At 70.6% G+C, this 19,916-nt stretch carries 20 protein-coding genes; 13 read left to right on the top strand and 7 right to left on the bottom strand.

Going from position 1 to position 19,916, the window contains the following annotated elements:
* Positions 1 to 249: 249 nt before the first annotated feature.
* A complete protein-coding gene (locus tag ACGFIO_RS24950; RefSeq protein ID WP_392829078.1) occupies positions 250 to 693 on the bottom strand; it encodes a PspC domain-containing protein in 444 nt (147 codons plus the stop codon).
* A 207-nt stretch (positions 694 to 900) separates the two neighbouring features.
* Between ACGFIO_RS24950 and ACGFIO_RS24945 the strand changes: the two genes are divergently transcribed.
* The 3 genes from ACGFIO_RS24945 to ACGFIO_RS24935 all read left to right on the top strand — a co-directional run bounded on the left by ACGFIO_RS24945 (position 901) and on the right by ACGFIO_RS24935 (position 3,724).
* Positions 901 to 1,848 (top strand): NUDIX hydrolase, encoded by a 948-nt coding sequence (locus ACGFIO_RS24945; protein ID WP_392829077.1) that lies wholly within the window; start codon positions 901 to 903, stop codon positions 1,846 to 1,848.
* Between the two features lie 5 nt (positions 1,849 to 1,853).
* Positions 1,854 to 2,615: an NUDIX hydrolase gene (locus tag ACGFIO_RS24940; protein ID WP_392829076.1), complete on the top strand. Its 762-nt coding sequence runs from the start codon at positions 1,854 to 1,856 to the stop codon at positions 2,613 to 2,615.
* 218 nt (positions 2,616 to 2,833) lie between these two features.
* A complete protein-coding gene (locus ACGFIO_RS24935) occupies positions 2,834 to 3,724 on the top strand; it encodes a CDP-alcohol phosphatidyltransferase family protein (RefSeq protein ID WP_392829541.1) in 891 nt (296 codons plus the stop codon).
* Positions 3,725 to 3,975: 251 nt separating this feature from the next.
* Here the strand turns inward: ACGFIO_RS24935 and ACGFIO_RS24930 are convergent, their stop codons facing one another.
* The 3 genes from ACGFIO_RS24930 to ACGFIO_RS24920 all read right to left on the bottom strand — a co-directional run bounded on the left by ACGFIO_RS24930 (position 3,976) and on the right by ACGFIO_RS24920 (position 7,171).
* On the bottom strand, positions 3,976 to 5,211 hold the full coding sequence (locus ACGFIO_RS24930) for a phosphatidylserine decarboxylase (protein WP_392829075.1): 1,236 nt from the start codon (positions 5,209 to 5,211) through the stop codon (positions 3,976 to 3,978).
* A gap of 77 nt (positions 5,212 to 5,288) precedes the next feature.
* A complete protein-coding gene (locus tag ACGFIO_RS24925) occupies positions 5,289 to 5,690 on the bottom strand; it encodes a hypothetical protein (RefSeq protein WP_392829074.1) in 402 nt (133 codons plus the stop codon).
* Positions 5,687 to 7,171 carry a PspC domain-containing protein gene (locus ACGFIO_RS24920; RefSeq protein WP_392829073.1) on the bottom strand — a complete coding sequence of 495 codons (1,485 nt, stop codon included), beginning with the start codon at positions 7,169 to 7,171 and terminating at the stop codon, positions 5,687 to 5,689. Before ACGFIO_RS24920 ends, ACGFIO_RS24925 begins: the two co-directional genes overlap by 4 nt.
* A gap of 189 nt (positions 7,172 to 7,360) precedes the next feature.
* Between ACGFIO_RS24920 and ACGFIO_RS24915 the strand changes: the two genes are divergently transcribed.
* The 8 genes from ACGFIO_RS24915 to ACGFIO_RS24880 all read left to right on the top strand — a co-directional run bounded on the left by ACGFIO_RS24915 (position 7,361) and on the right by ACGFIO_RS24880 (position 15,463).
* Positions 7,361 to 8,590, top strand: coding sequence for a PspC domain-containing protein (locus ACGFIO_RS24915; protein ID WP_392829539.1), 1,230 nt, complete (start codon positions 7,361 to 7,363; stop codon positions 8,588 to 8,590).
* On the top strand, positions 8,587 to 9,249 hold the full coding sequence (locus tag ACGFIO_RS24910; RefSeq protein ID WP_392829072.1) for a response regulator: 663 nt from the start codon (positions 8,587 to 8,589) through the stop codon (positions 9,247 to 9,249). Before ACGFIO_RS24915 ends, ACGFIO_RS24910 begins: the two co-directional genes overlap by 4 nt.
* 133 nt (positions 9,250 to 9,382) lie before the next feature.
* Positions 9,383 to 11,020 carry an ABC transporter substrate-binding protein gene (locus ACGFIO_RS24905; RefSeq protein WP_392829071.1) on the top strand — a complete coding sequence of 546 codons (1,638 nt, stop codon included), beginning with the start codon at positions 9,383 to 9,385 and terminating at the stop codon, positions 11,018 to 11,020.
* A gap of 72 nt (positions 11,021 to 11,092) precedes the next feature.
* Positions 11,093 to 12,019 carry an ABC transporter permease gene (locus ACGFIO_RS24900; RefSeq protein WP_392829070.1) on the top strand — a complete coding sequence of 309 codons (927 nt, stop codon included), beginning with the start codon at positions 11,093 to 11,095 and terminating at the stop codon, positions 12,017 to 12,019.
* Entirely contained in the window at positions 12,012 to 12,920 is a 909-nt protein-coding gene (locus ACGFIO_RS24895) for an ABC transporter permease (protein ID WP_392829069.1), read from the top strand. Before ACGFIO_RS24900 ends, ACGFIO_RS24895 begins: the two co-directional genes overlap by 8 nt.
* A gap of 6 nt (positions 12,921 to 12,926) precedes the next feature.
* On the top strand, positions 12,927 to 13,961 hold the full coding sequence (locus tag ACGFIO_RS24890; RefSeq protein ID WP_392829068.1) for an ABC transporter ATP-binding protein: 1,035 nt from the start codon (positions 12,927 to 12,929) through the stop codon (positions 13,959 to 13,961).
* Positions 13,954 to 14,961 (top strand): ABC transporter ATP-binding protein, encoded by a 1,008-nt coding sequence (locus ACGFIO_RS24885; protein WP_392829067.1) that lies wholly within the window; start codon positions 13,954 to 13,956, stop codon positions 14,959 to 14,961. The genes ACGFIO_RS24890 and ACGFIO_RS24885 overlap by 8 nt, the downstream gene beginning before the upstream one ends.
* A gap of 88 nt (positions 14,962 to 15,049) precedes the next feature.
* On the top strand, positions 15,050 to 15,463 hold the full coding sequence (locus ACGFIO_RS24880) for a hypothetical protein (protein WP_392829065.1): 414 nt from the start codon (positions 15,050 to 15,052) through the stop codon (positions 15,461 to 15,463).
* A 44-nt stretch (positions 15,464 to 15,507) separates the two neighbouring features.
* Here the strand turns inward: ACGFIO_RS24880 and ACGFIO_RS24875 are convergent, their stop codons facing one another.
* A complete protein-coding gene (locus tag ACGFIO_RS24875) occupies positions 15,508 to 15,948 on the bottom strand; it encodes an Hsp20/alpha crystallin family protein (RefSeq protein ID WP_392829063.1) in 441 nt (146 codons plus the stop codon).
* Positions 15,949 to 16,044: 96 nt separating this feature from the next.
* Here ACGFIO_RS24875 and ACGFIO_RS24870 point away from each other — a divergent pair, with 96 nt between their 5' ends.
* On the top strand, positions 16,045 to 16,797 hold the full coding sequence (locus ACGFIO_RS24870) for a hypothetical protein (RefSeq protein ID WP_392829062.1): 753 nt from the start codon (positions 16,045 to 16,047) through the stop codon (positions 16,795 to 16,797).
* Between the two features lie 43 nt (positions 16,798 to 16,840).
* Here ACGFIO_RS24870 and ACGFIO_RS24865 read toward each other — a convergent pair whose 3' ends face one another.
* Positions 16,841 to 17,749 carry a helix-turn-helix transcriptional regulator gene (locus ACGFIO_RS24865; protein WP_392829061.1) on the bottom strand — a complete coding sequence of 303 codons (909 nt, stop codon included), beginning with the start codon at positions 17,747 to 17,749 and terminating at the stop codon, positions 16,841 to 16,843.
* Positions 17,750 to 17,813: 64 nt separating this feature from the next.
* On the opposite strand from ACGFIO_RS24865, the gene ACGFIO_RS24860 reads away from it, so the two are divergent.
* Positions 17,814 to 19,067 (top strand): serine hydrolase domain-containing protein, encoded by a 1,254-nt coding sequence (locus tag ACGFIO_RS24860; protein ID WP_392829060.1) that lies wholly within the window; start codon positions 17,814 to 17,816, stop codon positions 19,065 to 19,067.
* 206 nt (positions 19,068 to 19,273) lie between these two features.
* Here the strand turns inward: ACGFIO_RS24860 and ACGFIO_RS24855 are convergent, their stop codons facing one another.
* On the bottom strand, positions 19,274 to 19,570 hold the full coding sequence (locus ACGFIO_RS24855; RefSeq protein WP_392829537.1) for a chorismate mutase: 297 nt from the start codon (positions 19,568 to 19,570) through the stop codon (positions 19,274 to 19,276).
* Positions 19,571 to 19,916 lie beyond the last annotated feature (346 nt).

Genomic DNA, 19,916 nt, shown 5'->3' with positions numbered 1-19,916 from the left:
GGGGGGTTGTGGCGGCTGTTTTTGCGGGGCGGGCCGGCGCGCCTCCGGCATTTCGCCCTGAGGGCGGCCGGCGACTTGGGCACGAAAAAGTGCTTCGGCTTCGCCTGGCACTTTTTCGCGCCCAAGTCGCCGGCGGGGCGAAATGCGTGGTGGTCGCTGCTAGACCACGTTGGGGTTTGGGTCGTAGGCAGGGTTGACCGGGTGGTCGGGGGTGTTCGCGGCGGTGGGCGAAATGCGTGGTGGTCGCTGTTAGACCACGTTGGGGTTTGGGTCGTAGGCAGGGTTGACCGGGCCGTCGGGGGTGTTCGCGGCGGCGGGCGGGGTGCTTGCGGGGCTCGGGGTGGGTGGCTCGGTGGGGGTGGGTGCTGCGGTGGCGGCCGGGTGGAATGTGTCGTCGGGGGCGACGGTGCTGAACGGCGCGGCGGCGGGCGTGGGGGTGGCGGTGAACGGGAAGTTGGGGGGCGGGGGAGCGGCCTGGGACGGGCCGTCGGCGTCGGGGATGAGGAACCACATCACGGGGTAGGCGAGCAGAGCCACGCCCCAGGTGAGGACGGCCAGGACGGCGAACGCCACGCGGATCAGGACGGGATCGACCTTGAAGTAGCGGCCGATGCCCGAACAGACGCCGGCGACGATGCGGTCGTCCAAGGGGCGGCGGAGTTGCTTGTACGGGGTCACGGTCGGTGTGGGCATGGGTCTACGGTGCGCCTCCGGAAGGGCCCGCAACCTCGGTGATGGCCCGGAGTCGGACCCTGAAGTTTGGCCCTTACTGCAGGTGACGGGGTGGGTGCGTAACGTACGTCACAGGGCCCTGAGCTGCGGTTACGTAGGGCGATCGCCCTGTCAGGAATCCGACAGACCTTCTCGCTAGGTGACGCAATCCGGGCACAATTCGGCTCTGTGACCCCCGCACTGGAACCTTTACGCCGCATCGCCGCGTACGCCGTCTGCACCGATGTCGACGGGCGTGTGCTGCTGGTCCGGGCCTCTAGCCGGTCCGGGACGCCCGGAGTCTGGTCGCTGCCCGGTGGGGCCGTCGACCATGGCGAGGACCCCAATCACACAGTCGTCCGGGAGACCGCGGCCGAGACCGGACTATCGGTTTCCGTCGCCGGCCTCGCCGACGTCCTGGCCGACATGCGGTCCATGCCGCACCGCGGTGTCACCATCCACACCGACCGGCTGATCTACCGGGTCTCGGTGCGTGGTGGGACGCTCGTCGACCGGGTCGGGCACCCGACCGACCTGGCCCGCTGGACGTCGCTGGAGGAGGCGGCGAAGCTGCGGCTGCGTCCGTTCACGGCGGCGGCGCTCGGGCTCGACGCCGAGGCGGCCGACCTGCGGCCCGAGGAGGCGCCCGACTTCCCGTCGTTCTACGCGTACCCGGGGCCCGATGGTCTGCACCGGGCGCAACGGTTCGCGGCCTATGCGATCGCCACCGACCCGTACGACAACATCCTGCTCACCCGCATCGCGCCGGGTTATCCGGGCGAGGGGCGGTGGCACCTGCCGGGCGGCGGCACCGACTACGGCGAGCAGCCGGGGACGGCGCTGATCCGCGAACTGGTCGAGGAGACCGGTCAGCGCGGGCGGATCATCGAACTACTGGGCGTGGCCAGTCACCGTGACGCTGCGTCACTGGGCCCGGAGGGCTACCCGATCGACTGGCACGGGGTGCGGGCGTTCTACCGGGTCGTGGTCGAGCGCCCCACCGAGGTCCGGGTCGGCGACGTCGGTGGCTCCACCTCGGAGGCCTGCTGGATGGGCCTCAAGGGCGTGCGTGAGCTGCCGGAGGAGGCGCTCACCGAGGTGACGGCGGACGCTCTCCGGGCGGCGGCGCTAATTTAGATCCGGTGAAGGTCAGACAGATCGGTGTGTACGGCCTGGCTCGCGACGCCGCGGGCCGGGCGCTGGCCACGGCGGCCGGCGCGCTGCCGGGTGGGCTGGTCGGGCACGGCGAGAACCCCGGCGACGCGGTACGCCGCACGCTGCTGGCCGCCATCGGTGGGCCGGTCCGGGTCGACGGCGTGCGGGCGGTGTCCGCGGAGCTCTCGGCCGACGGGCTGACCCACACCGACCGGATTCTCTATGACGTTTCTCCCATCGGCGACTTCGCCGGGACGTACCCCGGCATTCCGCCCTTCCCGGTCGAAACCCCGGTGGAGCGGCTGGAGGGACGGGTCCAGCGCTTCGGCGCGTACGCCCGGGCGTACGCGCCGGACGGCCGTGTGCTGCTCACCCGCATCTCCCGGGGGTACCCGGGCGCGGGACTGTGGCACTTGCCCGGCGGTGGCACCGATCATGGCGAGACCCCCGAGGAGGCGCTGGCCCGCGAACTGATCGAGGAGACGTCCCAGCAGGGGCGGATCGTCGGTCTGTTCGGGGTCTCGCACCGCTACGACCCGGGCGCGCTCGGGCCGGAGGGCGTGCCGATGGACTGGCACGTCGTCCGGGTGTTGTTCGACGTTCTGGTGGAACACCCCGGTCAGGCCCTGGTGACCGAGGCGGCGGGCGGATCGACCGAGGTGGCCGGGTGGTTCGGGCGTACCGAACTGTCCGACCTTCCGCTGACCGAGGTCGCTCGCGAAGCGGTGGAAAGCCCGCCGTTGCCGTGATCAGTTAAACTCGTCACAGGGAGAGGGCGTCGTACCACACGAGAGCTGGACGGTCTCGCCGAGATCATCGGGCTGTGCAATGGTGTAACCCGCCAAATCAGCACCTGCCAATTCAGCACCCCTAACCCATGGAGGAGACACCCGTGGCGCGAACCCCCTGGCGCCGGCGACGTACGACGGACAGTCCGCGTCCAGCCGGTCGTCGTTGGGCAGGACGGCTGCGTCGCGGCGGTAACGCCGCGCGACAGGCTCTGCTGGTTCGAGTCGGCCGCCGCGGCCGTGATTCCGGCCGCGCCGCCACCGCCACGCACCCCGAGGTGATCTACACCGGCTTCGAGCCCTCGGCCCCGGCCCGCCTGGCCCTGCCGCCCGCGTCCCCCGCGCCCGTGGTGGCTGAGCCCGAGGAGGTCTCGCTGCTCCCGGGCGAGCACACTGCCCGCCGTCGCGTGTCGTTCGCGCTGGTCAACGGGTGCACGCTGGCCAGCCTGGCCCTGGGCATGACGGCGATCATGCTGGCCATGCACGGCGACGTCCGTGCGGCCGCGGCCTGCCTGGTGGCCTGTGTGGCCTTCGACGGCCTGGACGGCGCGCTGGCCCGCAAGCTGGGCGTGTCCAGCCCGTTCGGCGCGCAGATGGACTCGCTGGCCGACATGTGCTCGTTCGGCCTGGCCGCGCCGGTCGTCGTCTATGCCTCCCTGCAGCATGAGGTGCCCCGCTCGGTCGCCGCGGCGGCCTGCGTCCTGGTCGCCGGCTGCGCCGCGATCCGGCTGGCCCGGTTCAACGTTTCGGCCAAGGACGGCAAGTTCTTCTCCGGCGTACCGACCACGATGGCCGCCGCCGTGCTGGCCCTGGCCGTGCTGATCGGCCTGCCCATCCCCGGCCTGGCGTTGCTGGCCGGCGTGGCCGTGCTGGCCGTGGCCATGGTTTCCTCGTTCCCGTACGCCAAGCTGGCCCGCATCATCAAGCTGCCGCCGTGGCTGTGGCTGCTGCCGGTGGTCGGCGTGCTAGTCGACCCGCGCCTGACCTTCGTCGCGGTCGTCTGCGGCTACCTGGCCAGCGGCCCGTTCCTGTGGGTGAAGCACCGCCGCGCGGCCGCCAACCTCGCCTGACCCTCCCGCCCCGCGCCCCAAAAACAGTGGTAGCCCCAGGTGGTATCCGTTCCACGGATGCCGCTCAGGGCTACCACTCGTGGTTTTGGCGGTGGGCCGGGAGTTGATGCGCGGCGGGCGCCCTGGGCTGGTGGTAGGTCAGGGCGAGGGCTGATGCGCGGCGGGCGCCCTGAGCTACCAGTTCGGGTTGGGTGGTGGGTCGGGGCGGAGGGTGATGCGCGGCGGGTGCCCTGGGTGGCGGGTCTGTGCTGTTACTTCCAGCGGGCGATGATCGAGCTGCCGCCGACGACCTTGTCGTTGACCGTGACCAGCGGAGTGGCGGCCCCGGCGGGCAGGAAGACGTCGGTGCGGGAGCCGAAGCGGATCAGGCCCATCCGCTCGCCCTTGGCCACCAGGGTGCCGATCGGCACGCGCTGCACGATGCGCCGGGCGACCAGACCGGTTCGCTGGGCCACCACCACGGTGCCACGGTCGGTGTCGAGCACGGTGTAGGCGGCCACGTTGTGTTCGGCGGCGGCGGTCATCGCGTTCGCGTACCCACCCTCCTCGACGAAGTGGTCGACCACCCGGCCGGCCACCGGCACCCGGTTGACGTGCACGTCCAGCACCGACAGGAAGACGGCGATCCGCAGGTATTCCTCGTCGTTGAAGGTGACGTGCTCGACCGAGAGCACCCGGCCGTCACTGGCCGCCACCACGGTGCGCGGGTCGGCCGGCACCTCGCGCTCGGGGTCGCGGAAGAACGCCGCCACCGGTGCCGCGGCCAGCGCCGGCAGCAGCCACAGCCGGGACTGCGGGCGGGCCGCCCGGGCGACAGCGGCCAGGCCCAGCGCGATGCCGGCGGCCACGACGCCGTTGGAGTCGATGTGCATGGTCCGGGTCACCGGGACACTGGACGGCCGGTACGCCGGGGCCAGCGTGGCCGCGGTGGCCGTGCTCGGCTCGGTGAACCGGAGCTTGTGCACGCGTACCGGCGGATTGTTGCGGACCACCAGGTCGGAGCCGACCCCGAAGAGCGCGCTCTGCCGGAAGAGCTCGGCCGCCGCGCCGCCGGTCTGGCCGGGCACCGCGGGGGTGGCCACCGTGACCACCGCGCCGTCGGTCAGGTATTTGCCGAGGCCGTCGAGCTGGGCCCGGGCCTCCTCGGCGGTGCCGGTCAGTGGCTCACCGATGATCACCACGTCGGCCGGGTCGGCCTCGGCCAGGGTGTCGAGGATGGTGACCCGGTCGGCGACCCAGCTGCCCAGCCCGGCGATGTGGTCGCGGAGCAGGTCGGCGGTGCTGCGCTCGCCGGCCACCAGGGTCAGCGTGTCACCGGGGAGCAGCGCCTCGACGGCGGTGGCGACGACCGCTGAGGCGTGGTCGGCGCCGATCACCAGGGCCGAGCCGGCGACGTTGCGGCGGGCGAGCTCGGCGGTCAGCGCCCGGGCGGCGCGCTGGCCGATCCCGGCCACCGGCGCCGTGGAAACGGCGGGGAACGGCGTCATGACGGTTGGGGCCTCTCACGTCGATGGCGGTGACCACCCGTGAGGTGGCCACCGCCGAGCATATGACGTCGAGCTGATCAGTCGGTGTGAGGCTCCGGCCGCACCGGGGCCGCGGCCGCCGGCGGTGTCGCCGCCGGTGTTGACGACCCCGCTGACGCCGTGTGCTCGCGATCGAACTTCTCGGCCGGGTCGTCCAGGAGTTCGCGGACGATCTCGGCGTGCATCTCCGGCGGCAGATCGCCGTGCTGCTCTTCCTCGACCGGCGGGCCGACAGTGGCCGGGACCGGCTCCGGGCGGCGGCCCGAGCGGATCGCCCCGAGCAGGCCGATCATGCCGAAGACGATCAGCGCGCCGGCGATCAGCCAGCCGAGCCTCACGGGGGCCAGGTTGACCACCTTGGAGGCGGCCCACCAGCCGGCGATCAGCAGGAAGATGGTGCCGAAGCTGAGCGAGACGGTGTCGGTGCGGTGCGGCTTCATCGGGTCACCTCCACGTTCCCGGTGGTCATCAGGATGTTCAGCTTGAGCGAGCCGCCGCCCGGGCCGTCCTTGCCCTGGTCGGTGAAGGGCTGCGCGCCGGCCTGCTGGGCGTCGTACTCGGTGCCGAACACGACGACCCGGCCCTCGTTCATGCCGACGTCGGCGGTCACGTCCACGTTCGGCGGCAGCAGCACCTGGATCTGGCCCACCTTCATCTCGATCGTGGTGGTCTGTTCGGCACCGGCAAAGTCGATCCGGCGCAGGTCGAGCACGGCGTTGCCGACGGTGAAGTCGTACCGGTCGGCCACCGCGGACAGGGCCGCCGGGCGGTAGACGTTGCTGCCGATCTGGCCGCCGAAGCGCTCCAGGCCGGACGAGACGCCCAGGCCCAGCGTGGCGATCAGGGCCAGCGCGATCAGCCCGCGGGCCCGGCCGATCCAGGCGCCGACGATCAGGCCGAGCGCGATGGTGGCCAGCGCGGCGGCGAAGAACGCGGACACCGTGACGTGCACGCCGCTCAGGCTGAGCATGGTCAGCAGGCCCATGACCAGGACCAGCGCGAAGAACGTCATGCTGCCGAGCTTGGACTTCTCCTTCGGCGCCTTCGGCTGCCTCGGCGGGGCCGGCGGCGGCGGAGCGGTGGCTTGCTGAGCCGGCGACGCGTACGGGCCGTGCGGCGCGAACGGCGGCCGGTAGCCGGAGGCGGGCGGACCGAACTGCGGCGGCCGTGGCGCCTCGGGCGCGGGCGGGATCAGCGGCTCGGTGGGCGGCTCCGATGCGGCCGGCGCCTCCGGGGCGGCGGCGGGCTGGGCCGCCCCGGCCGCCGGAAACTGGGCGGTGGGTTCCTCGCCCGGAGCGGCCGGGCCGGCCGGCGCCGGCGGGGTGAAGGGCGGAGGGGCGGATGCCGGAGGAGCGGCCGCCGGAGGCGTGAAAGGCGAGGTGAAGGGCGTCCGGGACGGCCCGCCCCGGCGGATCAGGACGGCCGCACCGACCAGTACGGCTATCGCCAGCAGGGCCGCGCGGAACCCGTCGTTGACCACGAACGCGAAGGTCAACACCGCGGCCGCGCCGAGCAGCACGATCGACAGCGGCTTCATGCTCGACCGGCCGCGACCGAGCAGCGACTCGACCGGCGAGGCGGTGTCGTTCTCGGCCGGGATGGCCAGCCAGCCGACCAGATAGATCAGTACGCCGGCGCCGCCGAAGATGGCGAGCACGGTGAGCAGCACCCGCCATAGCACCGGGTCGGTGTTGGTGGCCCGGCCCAGCGCGCCACAGACACCGGCCACGTAGCGGGGCCGGAGCGGGCGGATCAGCTTGGCCCGGTCGAAGGTGGGTCCGTCACCGGCCGGCCGGTCGTCCGGGGGCGGCTCGTACGGCGGCGGGGTCGGCGGCGGGAACGGCGGCGGCAGCGAATCGGTTGAGGATGCCGCACCGCGGGACTGGTCGGCATCGCGGGCTGAGGCAGCATCGTCGGTCATGCCATCGATACTGCGGCCCGCACCCGCCGGCTCGCCTCCGGCGCCTACCCTGACGGGACCCTGAGATGTCCGGGCGACAGACCTCGGGGTAGTTCCCCGTGGTCTGCCCGCCCCTTCCGTGTGACGATCGGAGGAGACCACCGGGAGGACGAGATCACCGCGACCACAGCACCGACGCCCACGCGCCGCCTGTACCGGCAACGCGACCACCGGATCATCGCCGGTGTCGCCGCCGGGGTGGCGCGTCACCTCGGCATTCCCGTGATCGCGGTGCGCGTCGCTCTGGTCGTACTCCTCGGCTTCAATGGTCTCGGTCTGCTCCTCTACGCCGGGTTCTGGGCCGTCGTGCCCCAGCAGGTCCCGGACGGCACACCGGCCCCCCGCCGCAATCTGGGCTCGCTGATCCCGTTCGCCGCGATCGGGGTCGGGGTGGTGCTGCTGCAGGGGCTGCTCTTCGGCGATCACGGCGTGGCCGGTACGGCCGGCTGGCTGATCGCCATCATCGCCCTCGGCGCCGGCGTCATCTGGCACCAGTCCGACCCGGATCGCCGCGCGCAGCTCTACCCGGACACCCCGCAGGCGCCGTGGCTCCAGGCGGTGATCGCGGAGAGCGACCGCCGCTCGTTCATCTTCCGGTTCATCGGTGGCGGCGTGCTGGTCGCCACCGGCATCATCGGCATCGTCGCGGTGTACGCCCCGCGCGGCAGCCTCACCGCGGTCGTCAACGGCGTGATCTTCGCGCTGGTCGGCCTGGCCGGGGTGGCCGTGGTGGTGGCCCCGCTGATCTGGCGCACGTTCAGCCAGCTGCGTTCCGAGCGCGAGGGCCGGATCCGGGAGCAGGAACGCGCCGAGCTGGCCGCCATGATCCACGACCAGGTGCTGCACACGCTGGCCCTGATCCAGCGCAACTCGGCCGACATCAAGGAGGTCCAGCGGCTGGCCCGCGGCCAGGAGCGCAGCCTGCGCAACTGGCTGTACAAGCCGGCCGCGTCGCCGACCGAGCGGTTCTCGGCCGCGCTGGAGGAGGCCGCCGCCGAGGTCGAGGACACGTACGCGATCTCGGTCGAGACGGTGGTGGTCGGCGACACGGACTGTGACGAGCGGGTGGCCGCCCTGGTTGCCGCGGCCCGCGAGGCCCTGGTGAACGCCGCCCGGCACGCCGGGGTGCAGACTGTCTCGCTGTACGCCGAGGTCGAGGCGGACGAACTGAGCGTGTTCGTCCGTGACCGGGGCAAGGGCTTCGAGATCGACCAGGTCGAGGAGTCCCGGCACGGCGTGCGCGGCTCGATCATCGGCCGGATGTCGCGGCACGGTGGCAAGGCGAAGATCCGGAGTGCGATCGGCGAGGGCACCGAAGTACGGCTGACCCTGCCGGCGTCCCGGGAGAGCGTGACTGCGGGAAAGGACACGAACCGATGACCGACGAGCCCACTGCCGCCGCCCGGCTCAAGGTCTTCCTGGTCGACGACCACGCCATGTTCCGGGCCGGCGTACGCGCCGAGCTGGGCGTGCACGTGGACGTGGTCGGGGAGGCGAGCTCGGTGAGCGAGGCGATCGCCCGGATCGCCGCCACCACGCCCGACGTGGTGCTGCTGGACGTGCACATGCCGGACGGCGGTGGGCGCGCGGTGCTCGAGTCGATGCGGCGTACCCATCCGCAGGTGAAGTTCCTGGCCCTGTCGGTGTCGGACGCCGCCGAGGACGTGATCGGCCTGATCCGGGCCGGCGCCCGCGGCTACGTCACCAAGACCATCTCGCCGGACGAGCTGGCCGCGGCGATCAAGCGGGTGGCCGACGGTGACGCGGTGTTCAGCCCGCGGCTGGCCGGCTTCGTGCTGGACGCGTTCGCCGCCCGGCCCGACGTGCCGGTCGCCGACCCCGAGCTGGACCAGCTGACCAACCGTGAGCGCGAGGTCCTGAGGCTGCTGGCCAGGGGTTACGCGTACAAGGAGATCGCCAAGGAGCTGTACATCTCGATCAAGACGGTCGAGACGCACGTGTCGAACGTGTTGCGCAAGCTGCAGATGAGTAACCGTTACGAGCTTTCCCGGTGGGCCGCGGACCGTCGCCTGGTGTAATGGCGTCTGTCCATTGAGGGAATCGCGCCGAGTATCGGCTTGGTAACGGGGTACGGAGCAAGCGTTTTCCTGTGGAAAAGTGGCTCCAACTCACTCACCACCCCTCGTGAGCGCCCCCGAAGGAGGCACTCCCATGCTTGGGAAACGCCCATGGAAGGTGGCGGCCGTGCCGGCCGCCATCCTCTTACTGGCCGCCGGTTGCAGCGGCGGATCCGACGACGATGCCGGGGGCAGCGGTAACACCGTGTCTATCGGCATCGCGGAGCCGAAGCATCTCATCCCGGCCAACACCACGGAGTCGAGCGGCTCACAGGTGCTCAGCTCACTCTTCTACCCGCTGGTCAGCTTCAACGAGCAGAAGCAGCCGGTCGAGAAGGCCGCCGAGTCCATCACCTCGGACGACAACAAGGTGTGGACGATCAAGCTGAAGCCGGGCTTCACCTTCAGCAACGGCGAGCCGGTCACCTCGGACAGCTACATCAACGCCTGGAACAACGGCGCCTACGGCCCTAACGGCAACGACGGCGCCGCCTTCTTCGAGCGTGTCGCGGGGTACGCCGACCTGCAGTCGAAGGACCCGGACGGCGAGGAGGGCCCCGAGAAGGCGCCCGAGCCCAAGGCCAAGACCATGTCCGGCTTGAAGAAGGTCGACGACACCACCTTCACCGTCACGCTGTCCGCGCCGTTCGCGGGCTGGAAGTCGGTGCTCGCATACACCGTGTTCTACCCGCTGCCGAACGCGGCGTTCTCGTCGCCGGGCGTGCTCAACGAGCAGTTCGAGCAGGCACCGATCGGTAACGGCCCGTTCAAGATCGTCGGCAAGTGGGAGCACGACCAGTCGGTCACCGTGGCCAAGGTCGAGGGCTTCAAGGGCGACCCGGTCAAGGTCGACGGCATCACCTGGAAGATCTACCAGGACCAGACGGCCGAGTACGCCGACCTGGTCGCCGGCAACGTCGACGTGCAGACGCTGATCCCGATCGAGAGCCTCGGCTCGGCCGCCGGTGACCTCGGCGACCGGCTCAAGAAGACCCCGAGCTCGGACTTCGCGTTCGTCGGCTTCCCGACGTACCAGAAGGAGTTCAGCAAGCCCGAGGTCCGCCGGGCCCTCTCCATGGCGATCAACCGCAAGGAGATGACCGACCAGATCTTCCTCGGCTCGCAGACGCCGGCCACGTCGTTCGTGTCGCCGGTGGTCGCCGGCTACCGCGAGAACACCTGTGGCGACAACTGCGTCTACGACGCGGCCAAGGCCAAGGAGCTGTACACCGCCAACGGTGGCCCGGCCGAGATCAAGATCACGTACAACGCGGACGGCGGCCACAAGGCCTGGGTCGACGCGATGTGCAACCAGATCAAGGCCTCGCTGGGTGTCAACTGCACCGGTCAGGGCGAGCCCAAGTTCGCCGACCTGCTGACCAAGGTCGAGAACAAGCAGCCGGTGGGCCTGATCCGGATGGGTTGGATCATGGACTACCCGCTGATGGAGAACTACCTCGGCCCGATCTTCAGCACGACCGGTTCGTCGAACTACTACGGGTACAGCAACCCGGCCTTCGACAGCCTGGTCAAGCAGGGTTCCGAGGCGGCCACTCCGGAGGCCGCGATCAAGAAGTGGCAGGAGGCCGAGGACATCCTGGCCAAGGACATGCCGGTCATTCCGCTGCGGTTCGGCCAGAACACGTACGGCTTCTCCGAGCGGGTCCAGAACGTCGACGTCGACCTGTTCAAGAAGGTCGACATCTACAAGATCGAGCGCGTCGCATCCTGACGCTCGCCGGCTGAGCGGTGGCGCCACGTCAACAGGCGTGGCGCCACCGCCATGTCTCCCCCGGAAGAAAACATGTTCCGATATCTGATCCGGCGCCTGCTGCAGATGGTGCTGACCTTCTTCGGCGCCACGTTCATCGTGTACGCGCTGATGTTCGCCAACCAGACCGACCCGATCCGGGCGCTGGCCGGCGAGCGTCCCATCACCGACTCCCAACGGCAGGCGCTGACCGAGCGCTACCACCTCGACGAGCCGTTCATCGGCCAGTACTGGCACTACATGAAGGCCCTGCTGACCGGTGACTTCGGCATCTCGCTGACCAACCGGAAGATCTCCGAGATGATGGCCGACGCCTGGCCGGTGACGATCCGCCTGGCGCTGATCGCCATCGTCGTCGTGGCCGTCGTCGCGATCACGGCCGGCGTCATCTCCGGCATCCGCCGCGGCGGGGCCTTCGACAACGTCACGCTGGTGCTCACGCTGGTCGTGCTGTCCATGCCGATCGTGGTGCTGGCGCCGCTGGCCCGGCTGGTCTTCGGCATCCAGCTCGGCTGGTTCCCGCCGACCGCGACCCGGGACGCAACCTTCTATCAGCTGCTGCTGCCCGCCCTGGTGCTGGGCAGCCTGGTGGTCGCCACCGAGCTGCGGGTGACCCGCTCAGCGGTGGCGGAAAACCTGCGGTCCGACTACGTGCGTACCGCGCGGGCCAAGGGGCTGACCAACCGGCGTGTGGTCGGCGTACACGTGCTCCGCAACTCGCTGATCCCGGTGGTCACGCTGATCGGTGTCGACCTGGGCAACCTGATGTCCGGCGCGATCGTGACCGAGGGTGTGTTCAACATCCCCGGCGTCGGCTTCAACCTGTTCCGCGGCATCCGCACCGAGGACGGCCCGCTGGTGGTCGGCTTCGTGAGCGTGCTGGTGATCGTCTTCCTGGTGGTCAACCTCCTGGTCGACCTGCTGTACGCCGCCCTCGACCCGAGGATCCGCTATGAGTGACATGCAGACGATCACCGCGGCCGAGTCGGCCGGCCCCCGCGACAAGCCCCGCAGCCTGGCCGGCGACGCGTGGCGCGACCTGCGCCGCAACAAGATCTTCTGGATTGCCGCGGCGCTGGTGCTGGTCTTCGTGGTGATGGCGATCGTGCCGCAGCTCTTCGGGGCGGGCGACCCGCGCGCCTGCTCCCTCAGCCGGCAGCACCACGGGCCCAGTGGCAACGCGTTCTTCGGCTACGACTTCCAGGGCTGTGATGTGTACGCCAACGCCATCTACGGCGCCCGCAACTCGATCCTCGTCGGCCTGTTGTCCACGCTGCTGGCCGGCACCATCGGGCTGATCATGGGCCTGAGCGCCGGCTACTTCGGTGGCTGGATCGACGCCGTGCTGTCCCGGTTCATCGACGTCGTGCTCGGCCTGCCGTTCCTGCTGGCGGCCATCGTGCTGGCGCGGCGGCTGTCCTCCGACCCGAGCGACGACGGGTTCTGGGCGGTGATCATCACGCTCGGTTTCCTCGGCTGGACCACCGCGGCCCGGGTGATGCGCTCGTCGGTGATCGCGTCGAAGAACCAGGACTACGTGGCCGCCGCCCGGATGCTCGGCTCCGGCCCGGCCCGGCTGATGATGCGGCACATCCTGCCCAACTCGACGGCCGCGTTCATCGTGGTGCTGACCATCCTGCTCGGCACCAACATCGCCACCGAGGCCACGCTGACCTTCCTCGGCGTCGGGCTCAAGGGCGAGGCGATCAGCTGGGGCATCATGATCAACGAGGCCGGCCCGAACGTGCGTACCGCGGCCGCGCCGTTGGTCTGGCCCTCGGTCTTCCTGGCCCTGACCGTGCTGGCCTTCATCATGCTGGGCGACGCGGTCCGTGACGCCTTCGATCCGAAGCTGCGGTGACACGAGATGACTGACATCAGGGCCGAGATGGACGTGGTGGCCGGGGTCGACCCGATGGCGCCGCTGCTCGAGGTCAACGACCTGCACGTGGAGTTCCGCACCCGGGACGGCGTCGCGCACGCGGTCAACGGGGCCAACTTCCGGCTCAAGCCGGGCGAGACACTGGCCATCCTGGGCGAGTCCGGCTGCGGCAAGTCGGTGACCGCCCAGGCGATCATGGGCATCCTCGACACCCCGCCCGGCTACATCACCCGCGGCGAGGTCAAGTACCGCGGCGTCGACCTGCTCAAGCTCTCCGAGGAGGAGCGTCGCAAGGTCCGGGCCAACCGGATCGCGATGATCTTCCAGGACGCGCTGTCCGCGCTGAACCCGGTCTTCACTGTCGGGTTCCAGCTCGGCGAGCTGTTCCGCAAGCACCGGGGGATGAGCCGGGCCGACGCCAAGAAGCGCTCCATCGACCTGCTCGAACAGGTCAAGATCCCGGGGGCCCGGGAGCGCATCGGCGACTACCCGCACCAGTTCTCCGGCGGCATGCGGCAACGCGTGATGATCGCGATGGCGCTCGCCCTCGACCCGGAGATCCTGATCGCCGACGAGCCGACCACGGCCCTCGACGTGACAGTGCAGGCGCAGATCATGGGGCTGCTGGCCGAGTTGCAGCGGGAACGCGACATGGGCCTGATCCTGATCACGCACGACATGGGCGTGGTGGCCGACGTCGCCGACCGGATCTCGGTGATGTACGCCGGCAAGGTGGTGGAGGAGGCGCCCGTGTACGACATCTACGAGCGCCCCGCGCACCCGTACGCCAAAGCCCTGCTCGCCTCGATCCCCCGGCTCGACCTCAAGGGACAGCAGCTCAACGTCATCCGCGGGCTGCCGCCGGCGCTGACCGCCATCCCGAAGGGCTGCCCGTTCAACCCCCGCTGCGGCTACGTGCAGGACGTCTGCCGGGAGGACCCGCCGCCGCCGGCCTACGACGTCGCGCTCGGCCGCACCGCCCGGTGTCACTTCTGGAGGGAGGTGGTCGGCGATGAGTGAGGTCGTGCTCGAGACCAAAGGCCTGGTCAAACACTTCCCGATCACACAGGGCATCGTCTTCAAGACCAAGGTCGGTGCGGTCCGCGCGGTCGACGGCGTCGACCTGCAACTGCGCCGCGGCGAGACGCTGGGCGTGGTCGGCGAGTCCGGCTGCGGCAAGTCGACCCTGGCCAAACTGCTGGTCGGGCTGGAGAAGCCGACCTCCGGGGCGGTGCAGGTGCGCGGCGAGGACATGGTGCGGCTCAAGGGCGGCGCGCTGCGGCGGGCGCGGCGGCACATCCAGATGGTGCTGCAGGACCCGTACACCAGCCTCAACCCGCGGATGACGGTCGGCGACATCATCGGTGAGCCGTTCGAGATCCACCCCGAGGTGACCCCGCGCAAGGGCCGCGAGCAGGCGGTGCGCGACCTGCTCGACACGGTCGGCCTCAACCCCGACCACATCAACCGCTACCCGCACCAGTTCTCCGGCGGCCAGCGGCAGCGCATCGGCATCGCCCGGGCGCTCGCCCTCAAACCGGAGATCATCGTCTGTGACGAGCCGGTCAGCGCGCTCGACGTGTCCATCCAGGCCCAGGTGATCAACCTGCTGGAGGGGCTGCAGGACGAGTTCGGGCTGTCCTACATCTTCATCGCGCACGACCTTTCCGTGGTACGCCACATCTCCGACCGGGTCGCGGTGATGTACCTCGGCAAGGTGGTGGAGATCGGCAACGACGAGCAGATCTACGAGCAGCCGACCCACCCGTACACGCAGGCTCTGCTCTCGGCCGTGCCGGTTCCCGACCCCCGCCTGCGCGGCCGGCGCGACCAGATCGTGCTCGAGGGTGACGTGCCGTCGCCGGCCAACCCGCCGTCCGGCTGCCGCTTCCGCACCCGCTGCTGGAAGGCCGAGGACATCTGCGCCGAGCAGGAGCCGGTGCTCGAGGTACGGGACGGGTCGGCGCACCCCAGCGCCTGCCACTTCGCCCGGCCCCGGGACGTGCTGCACGCCTCCTGACGCCTTTTCGCCCGGGAGCCACGCGCGCTCCCGGGCGAATCGGTAGCCTCAGTTCAAGGTTGAGCCAACAGCCGGAAATGAGGTCGCGGTGCGCATCGAGGCGCTGAACGTCCTGATCGGACAATGGACCCTGACCGGGCGTACGAACGGGGCGGAGTCCGACGACATCCGGGGCGAGAACACGGCCGTCCCCCTGCTCGGCGGCCGCATGCTGCAGCTGACCGGGGGCATCCAGGTGGGCGAGCACCTGATCGAGAGCGTGGAGTTGATCTGGGCGTCCGGCGACGGCTTCAGATCCCACGTGTACGACGGGACGAGCGAACCGATCGAGTACCGCTGGGCCATCCGGGGCAACGCGCTGATCCACGCCGGCCTGGGCATGACGTACACCGGCACGATCAGCGCCGACGGCAACACCATCATCGGCCGCTGGGACGCGGATCCCGACCGGCCGGACATGGCCCACGCCGCCTACGACGCGATCATGCGCCGAGTGCGCTGAAGGCCCGCGCCGCCGGGTGACGCGGGCCTTCGGTGTCGCTCGGATCAGCTGGTCAGAACCTTGGCGTCGTCCCGGCCGGAGACGGCGATCTTGCGGGGCTTGGCCTTCTCGGCGATCGGGACCCGCAGCACCAGCACGCCGTTGTCGTACGTCGCGTTGATCTGCTCGGTGTCCAGGGCGTCGCCGAGGAACAGCCGGCGGGCGAACACCCCGAACGACCGCTCCGAAACCTGAACGGTGGCGTTGTCGCCGAGGTCGATCGGCCGGCGCTCGGCGCGGACGGTCAGCACATCCCGCTCCACGTCGATGTCGATCGCGTCCCGGTCGACGCCGGGCAGGTCGAACGCGATCACCAACTCGTCACCGTGCCGGTACGCGTCGACCGGCATGGCCGTCGGCCGCGTCCACGTGCCCGCCTCGGTCAGCCCGAGCACCTGCTGGGCGATCCGGTGCATTTCGGTGAAGGGCTCGCTGCGCATCAACATCTGGCACCTCCCTGATCTCGACTTACGAGGTCAATGCGCGATAACTTCTTTGTACTACGTCGTCGCAGTGATGACAAGTGGAATGTCGTCGAAAAGATGACGAGGTTGGGGGAGGGGCGGATGGTGTCGGATCTGGTGGCGGCGGTGGCGCTGGTGGAGTCGGTTGTCGCCCGCGCCGGCTTGGGGGTCGGCGGGGCCGCGACCGGCGCTGATCCTGCTGATGACGGCGCTGCTCCCGGTGGCGCGGCTGGGGGCGGTTCGGCTGGGGGCGACGTGATGGGGGACGGCGCGGGCTCGGCCGGGGCCGGCGTGACGTCGGCGGACGTGCTGGAGGCGTTGGTGGTGCTGCGCGGGGCTCAGGCCGGGCTGGCCGCGTTGGAGCCGTCGCTGGTCGCGGCCGCGCGTTCGGCCGGAGTGTCGTGGCAGGAGCTGGCGCCGGCCCTAGGCGTCGGAAGCCGCCAGGCCGCGGAGAGGCGCTTCCTGCGTTCCCGGGCCGGCGCCGACCACCGCCCCACCGGCGAACGCCAGGACGACCGGGTACGAGCCGAACGCGACCGCCGCGCCGGGCAGCGCGCCGTCGACCAGTGGGCGAACGACCACACCGCCCACCTGCGCCGCCTGGCCGGCCAGGTGACCGCCCTGACCGACCTGGACGAGAGCGCCAGCCCCGACGTACACCGGCTGCAGTCCGCCTTGGGCGCCACCGACGCGACCGACCTGCCCACCCTGCTGGCCGAAACCATCCGCCACCTGAGCGCCCACCCTGACCTGGCCACCCGCATAGACGAGATAGCCGCCGACACGGCCCGAGTCCGCCGTGAGACTCAGGCCCGTCGCGACGCCTCCTGACCCGCCGGCTTCAGGGGGCCGCGTCAGCGGCGGGGGCGACCACTCACTCAGGCCGGAGGGAGGCGGCCGCGGAAGCGAAGCGTGCGGCCGCCGGACCGACCTCGGCGGGAGCAGCGGTCGGCACCACCCACCCCGCTACGACCGAAGCATTTGACTGGGGATCGCGGGGGTTCAGCACCAGCAGTTTCTGGCGGCGGCTCTCGCCGAAGACGACGTGGCAGTCGAGATCGATGCGGCCGGCCGACGGGTGCAGCACGGCCGTGGTTTTTTGCCGGCAGGCATGCACCTCGTGGCGGCTCCACAGGGCGGCGAACTCGGTGCTGACGGCCAGCAGCTCCCTTACCAGGCCGGTCATCTCCGCGGTGTCCGGTCCGATGTCCAGCGCCGCGCGGACACTCGCCGCGTAGGTGCGGCTCTGCGCGGCGTGGACATCGACGGGATAGAGGGCGCGTTCCTCGGGGCGGGCGAACCAGCGGTAGTAGCCGCTGCGGTCGAGCCCGGTGAACCTCGTCTGGTCCCCGAACAGGGCTTCTGCCAGTGGGTTCTGCAGGAGGGTCTGTCCGATGTTGGAGGTGACCAGCGCCGCGCCGCGATCCAGCGAATCGAGAACCAGGCGCAGGGCCGGATCGATCGGCGCGGTGCCGGAGTCACGGGTCGGCGGATTGTGCCCGATCAGAGTGAACAGGTGGTCGCGTTCGTCGGCGGTGAGCCGAAGGGCCTTCGCGAGCGCGGCCGTCACCTGCTCGGACGGGCGCGGTCCGCGCCGTTGCTCCAGCCGCGTGTAGTAGTCGGTGGAGATGAAGGCCCGCTCGGCGACCTCCTCGCGACGCAGGCCGGCGGCCCGGCGAGTCGTCGGCGACCCCGCGTCGAGGGTCGCACGCCGACGTCGGAGGAAATCCGCCAGTGCCGATCGATCCATTGCCCCATCTTGTCGTGCGTCGAGAGGGATCAACAATCCCTCCCGGCCGCCCCTACGGCGTGCGAGGGTCGGAGCCGATCGACAGGAAGGGATCGCGGTGGTCTACAAGATCGATGTGCCGGCCCGCATGGTCGGCGGGGATGTGGACGAAGGCTACGGCGCGGTGGCCGACGCCTTTCGCCGCAACTTCGCCGACCATCACGAGATCGGAGCCGCCTGCGTCGTCTACCACGGCGGCCGCAAGGTCGTTGATCTCTGGGGTGGCTACCGGGACGGCGTCACGCGTGCTCCCTGGGAAGCGGACACCATGGTTCCGGTCTTCTCCACCTCCAAAGGGGTGGCCGCGGTGGCCCTCGCGGTGTTGCACGCACGCGGCCGGCTCGACCACGACGAGCGCGTGGCCACGTATTGGCCCGAGTTCGCGGCCTCCGGCAAAGGCGAGGTCACCGTACGCCAGCTGCTCGCCCACCAGGCCGGACTGGCCGTGATCGACCGTCCCCTCGAACTCGCCGAACTGACCGATATCCACACGTTGTCCACAGCCCTCGCGGACCAGCGTCCAGCCTGGGCGCCCGGCACCCGGCACGGCTATCACGGCCAGTCACTGGGCTGGTACGAGAGCGAGCTCATCAGCCGGATCGACCCGCGTGGACGCCGTATCGGCCGGTTCTTCGCCGACGAGGTCGCGGCCCGGCTCGGCCTGGACTTCCACTTCGGCCTGCCGCCGGACACCGACCGCGACCGGATCGCCCGCATCCACGGGTTCCGCTCCTGGGAGATGATGCTGCACCTGCGCGCGATGCCGGCCTCGTTCGTCCGGGCGTTCGCGAACCCGCGCAGCCTGAGCGCGCGGGCGTTCGGCAATCCGCGGGTGCTGCGCACCGTGGAGAACTTCAACCGGCCGGACGTGCAGGCCGCGGAGATCCCGGCGGTCAACGGCATCGGTCAGGTGCGGTCGATCGCCCGGCTCTACGGCGAGGTGGCGACCGGCGGCGCCGGCCTCGGCCTCACCGGCGCCTCGATGGACGCGCTGCGCGACGCCGCCGCGCCTCCCACCGGCGGGTTGTTCGACGAGGTGCTGCGCGTCGAGACGCGGTTCTCCCTGGGTTACGTCAAGCCGTTCCCGGCGTTCCGGTTCGGATCCGAATCGGACCGGGCCTTCGGGACGATGGGCCTGGGCGGATCGTTCGCCTTCGCCGACCCGGACACCGGCACGGGATTCGCCTACGCGATGAACCGCACCGGATTTCGGCTCTGGGACGATCCGCGTGAGGTGGCGCTGCGGCAGGCGCTGTTCACGCGGGTCCTCGGCCAACGGCCGCAGCGGCCCGATCTGGCTTCTCGGGCGTGATGGCTGACGGGGGCGGCCTCAGCGGGCTTCTTGCGGCGTCAGCGGGCTTCTCCTGACGCCTTGGCCGGGTCGTCAGAGGGGCCTCGACCGGGTCGTCAGGCGGCGCCTCGGCCGGGTCAGAGCGGGCGCCTTGGCCGGGTCAGAGCGGGCCTCGGCCGGGTCAGAGCGGGCGCCTTGGCCGGGTCAGAGGGGGCGCCTTGGCCGGGTCAGAGGGGGCCTCGGCCGGCTCGCAGGATCATGAGGGCGACCTGGGTGCCGTCGGCGCCGAGGGCGTTGCGGAAGCGTTCGACGATTTCGCGTTCGCGGCTCAGGACCAGGCGAGTGCCGCCGCTGGCCATGCGGGTCTTGCCGACCTGCTGAGACAGGCGGGCCCGCTCCAGCCAGAGGTCGATGATGGCCTGATCGATCTCGTCGATGCGCTCGCGGGCCGCTCGGATCTCGTCGGCGGCCATCGGCTCGTCGGTGCCGGTCGGCTGCGGGACAGGCTCGGCGTTCGAGCTCATCGCCCGCTCGATGGCGGCGTTCGAGCTGGTGGGCTGCGAGATGGCCGCGTTCGAGCTGATGGGCTGCGCGATGGTCTCGGCGTTCGCGGCGGCGGGCTGCTCGATGGTCTCGGCGTTCAAGGCGTGCTCCTCGGGTGCGGAGGCTCGCTCGGCCCGGGCAGACTCAAGCCCCGGGCCGTCGAGCCCGGGGCTTGGTGGAAGTCTGTCGTTCAGACGCGTCCCACGGCCGCCGGACCCCCGGTGCCATAGGTAAAAAATCGCGTCTGCTGGATCACGAGGCCGAGTATGCCCCCGCCCCGGGCGGTCTCGCAAGGAAACCGCCCGAAGCGTGGGAACCCAGCTCGGA

This window comes from Actinoplanes sp. NPDC049265, assembly GCF_043197135.1.
Taxonomy (GTDB): domain Bacteria; phylum Actinomycetota; class Actinomycetes; order Mycobacteriales; family Micromonosporaceae; genus Actinoplanes.
Note: the sequence above shows the minus strand (reverse complement) of the source record. Positions and strands in the feature narration are given on the sequence as shown.

Excerpts from the sequence above, each read along its gene's own strand:
- ACGFIO_RS24895 (WP_392829069.1), top strand. The coding sequence starts at position 12,012 with ATGAGTGACATGCAGACGATCACCGCGGCCGAGTCGGCCGGCCCCCGC.
- ACGFIO_RS24870 (WP_392829062.1), top strand. The coding sequence starts at position 16,045 with ATGACGAGGTTGGGGGAGGGGCGGATGGTGTCGGATCTGGTGGCGGCG.
- ACGFIO_RS24920 (WP_392829073.1), bottom strand. The coding sequence starts at position 7,171 with ATGACCGACGATGCTGCCTCAGCCCGCGATGCCGACCAGTCCCGCGGT.
- ACGFIO_RS24875 (WP_392829063.1), bottom strand. The coding sequence starts at position 15,948 with ATGTTGATGCGCAGCGAGCCCTTCACCGAAATGCACCGGATCGCCCAG.
- ACGFIO_RS24950 (WP_392829078.1), bottom strand. The coding sequence starts at position 693 with ATGCCCACACCGACCGTGACCCCGTACAAGCAACTCCGCCGCCCCTTG.
- ACGFIO_RS24855 (WP_392829537.1), bottom strand. The coding sequence starts at position 19,570 with ATGAGCTCGAACGCCGAGCCTGTCCCGCAGCCGACCGGCACCGACGAG.
- ACGFIO_RS24910 (WP_392829072.1), top strand. The coding sequence starts at position 8,587 with ATGACCGACGAGCCCACTGCCGCCGCCCGGCTCAAGGTCTTCCTGGTC.
- ACGFIO_RS24925 (WP_392829074.1), bottom strand. The coding sequence starts at position 5,690 with ATGAAGCCGCACCGCACCGACACCGTCTCGCTCAGCTTCGGCACCATC.
- ACGFIO_RS24890 (WP_392829068.1), top strand. The coding sequence starts at position 12,927 with ATGACTGACATCAGGGCCGAGATGGACGTGGTGGCCGGGGTCGACCCG.
- ACGFIO_RS24885 (WP_392829067.1), top strand. The coding sequence starts at position 13,954 with ATGAGTGAGGTCGTGCTCGAGACCAAAGGCCTGGTCAAACACTTCCCG.
- ACGFIO_RS24905 (WP_392829071.1), top strand. The coding sequence starts at position 9,383 with ATGCTTGGGAAACGCCCATGGAAGGTGGCGGCCGTGCCGGCCGCCATC.
- ACGFIO_RS24930 (WP_392829075.1), bottom strand. The coding sequence starts at position 5,211 with ATGACGCCGTTCCCCGCCGTTTCCACGGCGCCGGTGGCCGGGATCGGC.
- ACGFIO_RS24900 (WP_392829070.1), top strand. The coding sequence starts at position 11,093 with ATGTTCCGATATCTGATCCGGCGCCTGCTGCAGATGGTGCTGACCTTC.